Source organism: Achromobacter sp. EG18 (assembly GCF_059759395.1).
In genome coordinates this window covers 5,605,016-5,616,712 of record NZ_CM186213.1, presented here as the reverse complement: position 1 = coordinate 5,616,712, position 11,697 = coordinate 5,605,016, and the positions used below count along the sequence as shown (strand labels likewise).

Below are 11,697 nucleotides of genomic sequence, written 5' to 3'. Positions count from 1 at the left end.
CGTATACACTCCAACGGATTCTGCCATGCCAAAGGAATAGTCCGCCATGCGCCTGTCCATATCGAAGCTGCCGCGCCCCCTGGGCGCGCTGCTGTTTTCATCCTTCCTGGCCTTCCAGGCCGGAGCCGCCAGCCTGCCGGCCGGCGTCACGGAGGCCGCCTCGATTGAAGGCATCACCGAATACCGCCTCAGCAACGGCCTGCGCGTCTTGCTGGTTCCCGACGAATCTAAGCCCTCGACCACGGTCAACATGACCTACCTGGTGGGCTCTCGCAACGAGAACTACGGCCAGACCGGCATGGCCCACCTGCTCGAACACATGCTGTTCAAGGGCACGTCCACCACCCGCAACGCCATGGGCGAATTCTCGCGCCGCGGCCTGCAGGCCAACGGCTCGACCTCCAGCGACCGCACCAACTATTTCGCCAGCTTCGCCGCCAACCCCGACACCCTCAAGTGGTACCTCGGCTGGCAGGCCGACGCCATGGTCAATTCCCTGATCGCCAAGGAAGACCTCGATTCCGAAATGACCGTGGTGCGAAACGAGATGGAAAGCGGCGAGAACAGCCCTTTCCGCATCCTCATGCAGAAGATGCAGGCGGCCGCCTTCCAATGGCACAGCTACGGCAAGAACACCATCGGCGCCCGCTCCGACGTCGAGAACGTCGACATCGGCCAGCTGCGCGCCTTCTATCACCAGTACTACCAGCCCGACAACGCGGTGCTGATCGTGGCCGGCAAGTTCGATCCGCAGGCCACGCTGGCCGACATCGAATCCACGCTGGGCAAGCTGCCCAAGCCGGACCGCCAGCTGCCACCTGAATACACCGTCGAACCGGCCCAGGATGGCGAGCGCGCCGTCACCCTGCGCCGTACCGGCGGCACGCCGCTGGTCGCGGCGATGTACCACATCCCGGCCGCCGGCAGCGCCGACTTCGTGCCGTTCGACCTCGCCACCACCATCCTGGCCGATACGCCGTCCGGCCGCCTCTACCACGCGCTGGTGCCGACCAAGCTGGCTTCGGGCGTGTTCGGCTTCACCATGGAAAACCTGGATCCGGGCCTGGCAATGTTCGCCGCTCAACTGACCCCGGGCAAGAGCCAGGACGCGGCCATGAAGGCGCTCACCGGCACGCTCGAGACGCTGGGCAAGAAACCCTTCACCCAACAGGAACTCGACCGCGCGCGCAGCAAATGGCTGACCTCGTGGGAGCAGACCTACAGCGATCCCGAACAAGTCGGCGTGGCGCTGTCCGAAGCCATCGCCGCCGGCGACTGGCGCCTGTTCTTCCTGCAGCGTGACCGCGCCCGCAAGGCCACGCTGGCCGAGGTGCAGCAGGCGGCCACCACCTACCTGGTGCAAAGCAATCGCATCGAAGGCCGCTACATCCCGACCGACAAGCCGCTGCGCGCGCCGCAGACGCAACGGGTCGACCTGACCGCGGTGTTCAAGGACTACAAGGGCGACCCCGACTTCAAGGCGGCATCCGCGTTCGATCCCACTCCGCAAAACATCGACCGCCTGACCCAGCGCAAGACGCTGGACCTGCCCAACGGCCCGGTGCAGCTGGCGTTGCTGCCCAAGGCTACCCGCGGCAACCGCGTGCAGGCGCAGATGCTGATCCAGTTCGGCAACGAAAAAGACCTGCTCGGCCAGCGCGTGAACTCCAGCGCCGTGGCCGACCTGCTGGCCCGCGGCACGGCCAAGCTGTCGCGCCAGGACATCCAGGACCGCCTCGACAAACTGCAGGCCGAGCTGGGCTTCAGCGGCGGCGGCACCACGCTCAGGATCGCCATGTCGACCAAGCGTGAAAACCTGCCCGAACTGACCCGCCTCGCCCTGGACATCGTGCGCAACGCCAACTTCCCCAAGGAACAGCTCGAGGAATACCAGCGCCAGCTCGAAACCTCGATCCAGAACGCCATGACCGAGCCGCAGGCCCTGGCCGGACGTGCCCTGGCCCGCCAGGACAATCCGTGGCCCGCCAACGACCTGCGCTACGTGCCGACGTTCGAGGAATCCCTGGCCGGCGTGCGCGCACTGAACCGTGACGCACTGGTCAAGTTCCACGCCAAGTTCTACGGCGCCGGCAAGATCGAATATTCGGCCGTCGGCGACTTCGAGCCCGAAGCCGTCGAAAAGGCCGTCAAGGATGGCCTGGCGGGCTGGAAACGCGCCCCCGCCTACACCCGTGTCGGCAATCCGTACCGCGACATCCCGGCCAAGCAGTTCGACATCGAGACCCCGGACAAGGCCAATGCGTTCTACATCTCGCGCATGCCCCTGAAGCTGCAGGACAGCGACGCCGACTACCCGGCGCTGTACCTGGCCAACTACCTGTTCGGCGCTTCGGAGACCTCGCGCCTGTGGAACCGTGTGCGCGAGACCGAAGGCCTGTCCTACAACGTGCGCAGCTCGCTGTCGGTGTCGTCGTTCGAACCCAGCGCCAGCTGGACCATGTACGCCATCTACGCGCCGCAGAACCGCGAGCGCCTGGAAAAAGCCATCGGCGAGGAACTGGCCCGTGTGCTCAAGGACGGCTTCACCGACAAGGAAATCTCCGAAGGCATCACCGCCCTGCTGAACTACCGCAACCTGGCCCGCGCCCAGGACGATGTGCTGGCCGGCACCTGGCTCGACTACCTGCAACGTGGCCGCACCTTCGAATGGTCGGCCGAAATGGACAAGAAGATCACCGCCCTCACCCCTGACGTGGTCAACGCGGCGTTGCGCAAGTACCTGCGCCCGGACGGCTTCAGCACCGCCGTCGCCGGCGACTTCAAGAAAAAGGCGCCCTGACGCCACGCCTTCCGGCATCCCACGCCCCTGCTCCGGCAGGGGCTTTTTTTTGCCTGTCCGCCACCCCGTTCCCCTCATGAGGGACGGGCTGGGCGCATGACCATGCCATAAACGGGGAGATTTCTTATCCAAATGTTTATTACCCATCCATTTGGAAAGATGTTTTCAAGATATACGGGTTTATCCCAAGTGGGATGACGCGCACAATTCAGTCATCGGGAACAAACAACGAACCACGACGGAGGGCCGCCGGATTCGGCCCCGTCTACAACATTGGAGGTCATTATGAAAACCCTGACGACTACCCTTCTGATTTCCCTAGCCTTGGCCGGCGCCGGCGCGCAAGCCGCCGGTGTCGAGCAAGCCAAGTCGAGCGCCCAGGTCGCGACCGAACTGCAACAAGCCAAGGTCAGCGGCCAATACACCTTCGGCGAGCTGGACTACCCGCCCGCCCTGCCCCAGGCCACCAGCCTGAGCTCGCAGGAAGTGCAGGCCCAGCTGCAACAAGCCAAGACCAGCGGCGAATACACCTTCGGCGAACTGCAATACCCGCCGGTCGTGGCAGCGCCCGCCGCCGGCAAGAGCCGCGCCGAAGTCCAGCAGGAACTTGCCCAGGCCAAGGCCAGCGGCCAATACACGTTCGGCGAGCTCGAATACCCGCCGATCACCCGGTGAGCTGCTTGCTGTAGCCCGACCGGCCTCGGACGGCATCATGGTTCGGGGTCGGTATTTTCCGGCCACAGCGGCAGAACTGTAGCAGTGGAAGTAGCAGGACCTGTAGTAGCAGTACGAAGTCTGTTTTGGAAGAGGCAGCAACTGTAGTTAGCAAGACCCGTAGTTAGCAGCACCCGTAGTCAGCAGTACGAAGTCTGAAGCAAGAAGTAGCAGTACCCGTAGTGAAACCGCGGCGCAAGCCGCGGTTTTTTTTTTCGCCCCGACGTCGTGCCGCCTGCCACAATGAAAGCGGCCCAGGGTCCGGATACCTCCAGACCCTGGGCCGTGGTCCGCCGCAATGGCGGGAGTCAGGTCAGGCGATTCAGCTGAAAAATTCCTTGACGCGATCGGTCCAGGACTTGCTTTGCGGCGAGTGGCGGTCGCCGCCGTCGTTCAGCGAGGCCTCGAACTGGCGCAGGATGTTCTTCTGGTCATCGCTCAGGCGCACCGGCGTCTCGACCACCACGTGGCAGTACAAGTCGCCCGGATAGCTGCCGCGCACGCCGCGGATGCCCTTGCCGCGCAGGCGGAAGGTCTTGCCGGACTGCGTGCCCTCGGGAATCGAGATCTCGGCCTTGCCGCCCAGCGTCGGCACCTGCAGTTCACCGCCCAGCGCCGCCGTGGTGAACGGGATGGTCAGTTCGCAGTGCAGGTCGTCGCCATCGCGCTGGAAGATCTTGTGCTGCTTGATGTGGATTTCCACATACAGGTCGCCCGGCGGGCCGCCATTGATGCCCGGCTCGCCATTGCCGCTGGAGCGGATGCGCATGCCGTCGTCGATACCGGCCGGGATCTTGACCTGCAAGGTCTTGTTGCGGCGGATGCGGCCGACGCCATCGCAGGCCACGCACGGATCGGTGATTTCCTTGCCGTTGCCGTGGCAGGTCGGGCAGGTCTGCTGGACGCTGAAGAAGCCCTGCTGCATGCGCACCGCGCCGGAGCCGCCGCAGGTGCGGCAGGTCTTGGGCGAGGTGCCGGGCTTGGCGCCGGAACCGTGGCAGGTGTCGCAGTTTTCCCAGCTGGGCACGCGGATCTCGGTGTCGAAGCCGGCCGCTGCCTGCTCCAGCGTGATTTCCAGCGCGTACTTCAAGTCGGCGCCGCGGTACACCTGGGGACCGCCACCGCGGCGGCCACCGCCGCCACCGCCGAAGATCTCGCCGAAGATGTCGCCAAAGGCGTCGGCGAAGCCACCGCCCATGCCGCCGCCGCCCATGCCCGCGGCGTTGGGGTCGACGCCCGCGTGGCCGTAGCGGTCGTACGCGGCGCGCTTCTGTTCATCGCCCAGGACCTCATAGGCTTCCTTGGCTTCCTTGAACTTCTCTTCGGCTTCCTTGCTGTCCGGATTGCGGTCCGGATGGTATTTCATGGCCAGCTTTCGATAGGCCTTCTTGAGTTCGTCGTCCGAGGCATTTTTTGCCACGCCCAGGACGTCGTAATAGTCGCGTTTTGCCATGATCGGTGGGCTCGGGGGAGAGCCTTCTTTTCAGTGCTACAGAATGAGTTCGCCCGGTAGGCGGATTTCTCCGGCTACCGGGCGGCAGAGGCAGGTCAGCGCCCGGCCATTATTGGTCGCGCTTGACTTCCTTGAAGTCGGCGTCGACGACATTGTCGTCCACCGGCTTCGCGTTGTCGGCGGCCTGCTGCTGGCCGGCCGCTTGCTGCGCCTGCATGTCGGCGTACATCTTTTCGCCGAGCTTCTGCGAGGCGGTCGACAGGGCTTCGACCTTGGCGTCGATGGCGGCCTTGTCGCCGTCCTTCAGCGTGTCTTCCAGCGCCTTGATGGCCGCTTCGATGCTTTCCTTCTCGGACGCCTCGAGCTTGTCGCCGTATTCGGTCAGCGACTTGCGGGTGGCGTGCACCAGCGCATCGGCCTGGTTGCGGGCCTGGGCCAGTTCGGCGACGCGGTGATCTTCCTCGGCATTGGCCTCGGCATCCTTGACCATGCGCTGGATCTCGTCTTCCGACAGACCCGAGTTGGCCTTGATGGTGATCTTATTTTCCTTGCCGGTGCCCTTGTCCTTGGCCGACACGTGCAGGATGCCGTTGGCGTCGATGTCGAACGTGACTTCGATCTGCGGCATGCCGCGCGGCGACGGCGGGATCCCTTCGAGGTTGAACTCGCCCAGGGCCTTGTTGCCCGCGGCGATTTCGCGCTCGCCCTGGAACACCTTGATCGTCACGGCCGGCTGGTTGTCGTCGGCGGTCGAGAACGTCTGCGAGAACCGGGTCGGGATGGTCGTGTTCTTCTGGATCATCTTGGTCATCACACCGCCCAGGGTTTCAATACCCAGGGACAGAGGGGTGACGTCCAGCAGCAGCACGTCCTTGCGGTCGCCCGACAGCACGGAACCCTGGATGGCGGCGCCGGCGGCGACGGCTTCGTCGGGGTTCACGTCCTTGCGCGGATCCTTGCCGAAGAATTCCTTCACCTTTTCCTGGACCTTGGGCATGCGGGTCATGCCGCCGACCAGGATCACGTCGTCGATGTCGGAAACCTTCACGCCGGCGTCCTTGATGGCCACGCGGCAGGGCTCGATGGTGCGTTCGATCAGTTCCTCGACCAGCGCTTCCAGCTTGGCGCGCGTGATCTTCAGGTTCAGGTGCTTCGGACCCGAGGCGTCGGCCGTGATGTACGGCAGGTTGATCTCGGTCTGCTGGCTGGAGGACAGCTCGATCTTGGCCTTTTCGGCGGCTTCCTTCAGGCGCTGCAGGGCCAGCACATCCTTGGACAGATCGACGCCTTGTTCCTTCTTGAACTCGCCGATGATGTAGTCGATGATGCGCTGGTCGAAGTCTTCGCCGCCCAGGAAGGTGTCGCCGTTGGTCGACAGCACTTCGAACTGCTTTTCGCCATCGACGTCGGCGATTTCGATGATGGACACGTCGAACGTGCCGCCGCCCAGGTCATACACGGCGATCTTGCGGTCGCCCTTTTCGGTCTTGTCCAGGCCGAAGGCCAGCGCGGCCGCGGTCGGCTCGTTGATGATGCGCTTGACTTCCAGGCCGGCGATGCGGCCGGCGTCCTTGGTGGCCTGGCGCTGGCTGTCGTTGAAGTAGGCCGGCACCGTGATGACGGCCTCGGTCACTTCCTCGCCCAGGTAGTCCTCGGCGGTCTTCTTCATCTTGCGCAGCACGTCGGCCGACACTTGGGGAGGCGCCATCTTCTTGCCGCGCACTTCCACCCAGGCGTCGCCGTTGTCGGCCTTGACGATGGCATAGGGCATCAGGTTGATGTCCTTCTGCACCGCCTTTTCCTCGAACTTGCGGCCGATCAGGCGCTTCACCGCGTACAGGGTGTTCTTGGGGTTGGTCACTGCCTGGCGCTTGGCGGGCGCGCCCACCAGGGTTTCGCCGTCGTCCATGTAAGCGACGATCGAGGGGGTGGTGCGGGCGCCTTCGGCGTTTTCGATGATCTTGACCTGACCGCCGTCCATGACAGCCACGCAGCTGTTGGTCGTGCCCAGGTCGATGCCAATAATTTTGCTCATGGTCGGGTTACCTTGGATAAATCTGTGAAATTGGAGAGAAATTTCCTGTCCCCACATAACTGGGGCTGCCCGCAGGGTTTTTCAAGACGCCTGGCTGGAATTTTCCGCCGGGGTCTCCTGCAGGCGCCGGATCGCCGCCGTGAACTGGGGCAATCCGGGCCAACCGGTAATGCGGCCGAGCCGCTTTCCGGCCCGGTAAAGCACAAAAGTGGGGACGCCATGCAGGGAGAAGCGACGGCCCAGGGGTTCGTCGGCGTAGACGTCAGCCTCGAACCAGGTCAGGCCCAGGCCCAGCAGGGTTTCCTGGTGCAGCAATGCCGCCTGCTTGAAGAGATTGCAGTTATAGCAATCCTGGCCCCACAGGAACACGCAGCGCAGGTCCAATCCCGGCGCCTGGACCACGGCCGCGTCGAATCCCGCGGAGTCGACATGCCGCATGTCGAAGACCGCGAAGACCTGCGCCGGGTCGAAACGGGGATCGGTCATGGCGCGCCGCCCGCTCAGCCTTGGCCGGCGGACACCACTACCAGCGCCGGGCGCAGCGTGCGATCGGCGATGACGTAGCCTTTCTGCAGCAGTTGCACCACCGTGTTGGCGGGCTGCTCGGCGGGAATCGACGAAATAGCCTGGTGCAGGTGCGGATCGAACTTGTCGCCCTGGACCGGCGCGATTTCCTTGAGCAGGTTGCGCTCGAAGGCGGCGGCCAGCTGCTTGAGCGTCACTTCGACGCCTTCGCGCAGCGTGTCCACGGTCTGGTCGGCCTGGGCCAGCGCGGCCTCCAGGCTGTCCTTGACCGGCACCAGGCTTTCCGCGAACGACTCGATGCCGAACTTGCGCGCCTTGGACACTTCTTCCTGGGCGCGGCGGCGCACGTTCTCGGCTTCGGCGCGCACGCGCAGAAGCTGGTCCTGCTGCTCATTGACGGTAGCCTGGGCCGCGTCCAGCTGGGCGCGCAACTCGTTCAGCTCGGCCTGCGCGGCGTCCTGGGCGGCGGGGGCCGCATCGGCGTCATCGCCGAATCCGGGCGTCTGATCTACAGGCTCGTTGGGTGCCGTCATGGGGAATCCTCCAAAAAGAATGGCTTTCGCAGACATGAATGGGGGCCAATACCCCTATTTCAAGCCCGGGAAAGCAAATATTCCCCGTCGCGGACCACCCTTGGGACGGGGCGGAATCCACGGCAAGAAGCCCGCCGTTCTCCTGGAGCCCCTTCAGACGCCCAGGATCAGGGGGCAAAATGCCCGTCCGGCCCGGTCAACGACAGGTCATTTCTTGCCCGGCTGGGCCGGGGCCGGCGCGTCGCTGGCGGGAAAGGTGTCTTTCAGGGCCCGGTCGACGGCAGGGTCGTCGTCGGGTTCCGGGTTGATGGCGATCGGGTCGCTTGCGGGGAAGGTCTCGGCCAGCGCCTCGTCCAGCTCGTGTTCGACCTGATCCTCGTCCACCGGGGTGCTGACGTTCCCCTTTTTCACAATCTTGCCCGTCTTGGGATCATGGTGCATGCGCCCTCTCCTTCAAGTCCGTGAATGCGTGGGCCACCCCTGCAAGTGCCGTTCCACCAGAGTGGCCAACCCTGCGATCCAGGCCGGATCGTCGTTCAGCGCCGGAATGTAACGGAATTGCCTGCCGCCCGCGCCAAGAAAGGCGTCGCGGCACTCCAGGCTGATCTCTTCCAGGGTTTCCAGACAGTCTGCCACAAATCCCGGACACACCACATCCACCTCGGTCACGCCCGAGGCGGCCAGCGCCTTGAGGGTCGGTTCAGTATAGGGTTCGAGCCAGCGGGCGGTGCCGAAGCGGCTCTGGAAGGTCACTTCGATCTGCTCGCGCGGCAGCGAGAGACGCTGCGACAGCAGCCGCGCGGTTTCTATGCAGTCGCGGTAATACGGATCGCCCAGCTCGATGGAATAACGCGGCAATCCGTGGAAACTCATGACCAGTTTCTGCGGCTTGCCGTGCTCGCGCCAATGCGCCTCGATGCTGGCGGCCAGCGGATCCAGGTAGAGGGGTTCCTGGTGGAAGCGCTTGATGAAGCGCATTTCCGGCTGGTCGCGCAGCCGGGCCGCATGGCGCGTGACGGCATCGACCACGGTGGCGGTGGTGCTGGCGGCATACTGCGGGTACAGCGGCACGGTCAGGATGCGTTCGCATCCTTGCGCCCGCAAGCGCGAGATGGCGTCGGGGATCGAGGGATTGCCGTAGCGCATGCCCAGCTCGACCACCGCCTCGACGCCGGCGGCGCTCAAGGCCGCCTGCACGCCTTCGGCCTGGCGGCGGCTGTAGACCATCAGCGGCGAGCCGTCCTTGAGCCAGACGCCGGCATAGCGCGGCTCCAGTTTCTTGGGACGCAGCGTCAGCACCAGGCCGTGCAGGATCGGCTTCCAGAGATAGCGCGGGATCTCGATCACGCGGGGATCCGACAGGAATTCGCCCAGGTACTTGCGGATGTCCTTCTTGCCAGGGGTGTCCGGCGTGCCAAGGTTCACCAGCAGCACGCCGACCTTGCCTTCGACCCGCGGCGGCGGATCTTCGTTGAAGGGGTCTTCCTGCTCGGCTTCGGGCAGGTAGCGTTCAGGCCAGAGATACTTGAACAGGCGAAGAAACACAAAAACTCCCCTTCCTCCGCCAGGAGGATGTCGGTTCGGGTGGGACTACTGGTTGTGGCTGAGGGCGTTGGACAGCAGGCGCGCCGTGATGTCCACGATCGGGATGACGCGCTCGTAGGCCATGCGGGTCGGGCCGATCACGCCGAGCGTGCCGACCACCTTGCCGTCCACGCCGTAGGGCGCGGTGATGACCGAGACCTCTTCCATCGGCACCAGCTGGGAATCGCCGCCGATGTAGATCTGCACCCCCTGCGCCCGGCTCGACACGTCGAGCAGCTGCAGCAGGTCGGTCTTTTTCTCGAACAGCGAGAACATCTTGCGCAGGCGGTCCATGTCGGACGCGATGTCGGTGACGTCGAGCAGCTTGCGCTCGCCCGAGATGACCACGGCGTCGCCATCCTCGGCCGCTTCGGCGCTGGCCTCGACCGCCGCCTGCATCAGCCGGGAGATGTCCTCGCGCAACTGCGCCAGTTCGGTCGAGAGGGTGCGCCGCACCGCGTCGAAGGACTTGCCGGCGAAATGGACGTTGAAGAAATTGCCCGCCTCCAGCAGTTCGGCCTCGGCGTAGTCGCGCTGCACGAACAGGATGCGGTTCTGCACGTCGCCGTCGGGCGTGACGATGATCAGCAGCACGCGCTTGTCGGACAGGCGGATGAATTCGATCTGGCGAAAGACCTGGGCCCGCTTGGGAGTCAGCACCACGCCGGCGAACTGGGTCAGGTTCGACAGCAGCGCCGCGGCGGCGTTGACCGCGCGGGTGGGTTCGGCCGCCGCCAGCATGTCGCCCATGTTGTGGGGTTCGAGCTGGTAGGACTGCACCGCCAGCAGCGAATCGACGAACATGCGGTAGCCACGGGGCGTGGGAATGCGCCCCGCGGAGGTGTGCGGACTGTGGATCAGGCCCAGTTCTTCCAGGTCCGCCATGACGTTGCGGATGGTGGCGGGCGACAGATCGAAAACCTTCGATAGCGTCCGCGAGCCGACTGGTTGCCCATCGGCGATGTAGCGTTCGATCAACGCTTTCAGTAATGCGCGTGCGCGGTCATCCATAGCGGGTATTTTAGGGAATCTTTTCCAATTAAGGCGATTTTTGTCCCGCAAGCCGATATGCGGCCCCATATAATCGGCTAACAGGCCCGATTCCGGACCGATTTCGTTTTTCTGATTCGCCTCGCCACCATGCACTTTCCTACCGTCGCGCTGATCGGCAGATACCAGGACACCGGCCTGGCCACTCCGCTAAGGGCGCTCGCGCACGCGCTCACGCAGGCCGGGCGGCAGGTGCTCGTCGATGCCGACACGGCCCGCAACACCGGCCTCACGGAATACCCGGTTGCCACTTACGAAGAAATCGGCAAGGATGCGTCGCTGGCGGTGGTCATGGGCGGCGACGGCACGGTGCTGGGCGCCGCGCGCCACCTCGCGCCCTACGGCGTGCCGGTGGTCGGCATCAACCACGGCCACCTGGGTTTCATCACCGACATCCCGGTGCAGGACGCGCATGGCGCCCTGACGCGCGTGCTGGAAGGCAACTTCCAGATCGAGGAACGCATGCTGCTCGAAGGCAGCGCCTGGCGCGGCGACCAGCAGATGTACGCGGCCTCGGCCCTGAACGACGTAGTGCTGAACCGCGCCGGGCGCGGCGGCATGATCGAGGTGCGTGTCGAACTCGACGGCGCCTTCATGTACACGCAACGCGCCGACGGCCTGATCATCGCCACGCCGACCGGCTCGACCGCCTATGCACTGTCGGCCAACGGCCCGATCCTGCACCCCGGCATGAACGCCATGGTGCTGGTGCCGGTGGCGCCGCAGACCCTGTCCAACCGCCCCATCGTCATTCCCGACAGCGGCGTGCTGAACATGACGCTCACCGCCATGGGCCGCGTCGAGGTCGGCGCCAGCGTGCATTTCGACATGCAGACCTGGTCCGACCTGCAGCCCGGCGACCGCATCGTGGTGCAGCGCGCGCCCTACACCATCCGCTTCGTGCATCCGGAAGGCTACAGCTTCTTTTCCACCCTGCGCCGCAAGCTGCACTGGAACCTGATGCCGCAGGCCACCGACAACGTAGAGTAGTAAGCGCCCCGAC

Annotated in this window: 10 protein-coding genes; 3 read left to right on the top strand and 7 right to left on the bottom strand. The window is 64.7% G+C overall.

Annotation, left to right across the window (positions count from 1 at the left end):
• The first annotated feature begins 46 nt into the window (after positions 1 to 46).
• The gene (locus AC6CR5_RS25970; protein WP_395500806.1) at positions 47 to 2,800 is read left to right on the top strand and encodes a M16 family metallopeptidase; all 2,754 of its coding nucleotides are present in this window, start codon (positions 47 to 49) and stop codon (positions 2,798 to 2,800) included.
• 285 nt (positions 2,801 to 3,085) lie between these two features.
• On the top strand, positions 3,086 to 3,475 hold the full coding sequence (locus AC6CR5_RS25965; RefSeq protein WP_006389048.1) for a DUF4148 domain-containing protein: 390 nt from the start codon (positions 3,086 to 3,088) through the stop codon (positions 3,473 to 3,475).
• A 361-nt stretch (positions 3,476 to 3,836) separates the two neighbouring features.
• Here AC6CR5_RS25965 and dnaJ read toward each other — a convergent pair whose 3' ends face one another.
• From dnaJ to hrcA, 7 genes are all read right to left on the bottom strand, one after another.
• Positions 3,837 to 4,967, bottom strand: a complete 1,131-nt coding sequence (dnaJ, locus tag AC6CR5_RS25960) for a molecular chaperone DnaJ (protein WP_006389047.1) — start codon at positions 4,965 to 4,967, stop codon at positions 3,837 to 3,839.
• A 109-nt stretch (positions 4,968 to 5,076) separates the two neighbouring features.
• Positions 5,077 to 7,002, bottom strand: a complete 1,926-nt coding sequence (gene dnaK, locus AC6CR5_RS25955) for a molecular chaperone DnaK (RefSeq protein WP_020924906.1) — start codon at positions 7,000 to 7,002, stop codon at positions 5,077 to 5,079.
• An 81-nt stretch (positions 7,003 to 7,083) separates the two neighbouring features.
• Positions 7,084 to 7,488 carry a thioredoxin family protein gene (locus AC6CR5_RS25950; protein ID WP_498085053.1) on the bottom strand — a complete coding sequence of 135 codons (405 nt, stop codon included), beginning with the start codon at positions 7,486 to 7,488 and terminating at the stop codon, positions 7,084 to 7,086.
• 14 nt (positions 7,489 to 7,502) lie between these two features.
• Positions 7,503 to 8,060, bottom strand: coding sequence for a nucleotide exchange factor GrpE (gene grpE, locus AC6CR5_RS25945; protein ID WP_006389044.1), 558 nt, complete (start codon positions 8,058 to 8,060; stop codon positions 7,503 to 7,505).
• 207 nt (positions 8,061 to 8,267) lie between these two features.
• Complete coding sequence (locus AC6CR5_RS25940; RefSeq protein WP_006389043.1) at positions 8,268 to 8,501, bottom strand: hypothetical protein; 234 nt, start codon at positions 8,499 to 8,501, stop codon at positions 8,268 to 8,270.
• A gap of 12 nt (positions 8,502 to 8,513) precedes the next feature.
• A complete protein-coding gene (gene hemH / locus AC6CR5_RS25935) occupies positions 8,514 to 9,605 on the bottom strand; it encodes a ferrochelatase (protein WP_498085052.1) in 1,092 nt (363 codons plus the stop codon).
• Between the two features lie 45 nt (positions 9,606 to 9,650).
• Positions 9,651 to 10,655, bottom strand: coding sequence for a heat-inducible transcriptional repressor HrcA (gene hrcA / locus AC6CR5_RS25930; protein ID WP_006389041.1), 1,005 nt, complete (start codon positions 10,653 to 10,655; stop codon positions 9,651 to 9,653).
• Between the two features lie 129 nt (positions 10,656 to 10,784).
• On the opposite strand from hrcA, the gene AC6CR5_RS25925 reads away from it, so the two are divergent.
• The gene (locus AC6CR5_RS25925; RefSeq protein ID WP_020924910.1) at positions 10,785 to 11,684 is read left to right on the top strand and encodes an NAD kinase; all 900 of its coding nucleotides are present in this window, start codon (positions 10,785 to 10,787) and stop codon (positions 11,682 to 11,684) included.
• Positions 11,685 to 11,697: the final 13 nt, after the last annotated feature.

What these genes read in the sequence shown, in the direction of transcription:
- AC6CR5_RS25970 (WP_395500806.1), top strand. Translation starts at nt 47, where the DNA reads ATGCGCCTGTCCATATCGAAGCTGCCGCGCCCCCTGGGCGCGCTGCTG.
- AC6CR5_RS25965 (WP_006389048.1), top strand. Translation starts at nt 3,086, where the DNA reads ATGAAAACCCTGACGACTACCCTTCTGATTTCCCTAGCCTTGGCCGGC.
- dnaJ (WP_006389047.1), bottom strand. Translation starts at nt 4,967, where the DNA reads ATGGCAAAACGCGACTATTACGACGTCCTGGGCGTGGCAAAAAATGCC.
- dnaK (WP_020924906.1), bottom strand. Translation starts at nt 7,002, where the DNA reads ATGAGCAAAATTATTGGCATCGACCTGGGCACGACCAACAGCTGCGTG.
- AC6CR5_RS25950 (WP_498085053.1), bottom strand. Translation starts at nt 7,488, where the DNA reads ATGACCGATCCCCGTTTCGACCCGGCGCAGGTCTTCGCGGTCTTCGAC.
- grpE (WP_006389044.1), bottom strand. Translation starts at nt 8,060, where the DNA reads ATGACGGCACCCAACGAGCCTGTAGATCAGACGCCCGGATTCGGCGAT.
- AC6CR5_RS25940 (WP_006389043.1), bottom strand. Translation starts at nt 8,501, where the DNA reads ATGCACCATGATCCCAAGACGGGCAAGATTGTGAAAAAGGGGAACGTC.
- hrcA (WP_006389041.1), bottom strand. Translation starts at nt 10,655, where the DNA reads ATGGATGACCGCGCACGCGCATTACTGAAAGCGTTGATCGAACGCTAC.
- AC6CR5_RS25925 (WP_020924910.1), top strand. Translation starts at nt 10,785, where the DNA reads ATGCACTTTCCTACCGTCGCGCTGATCGGCAGATACCAGGACACCGGC.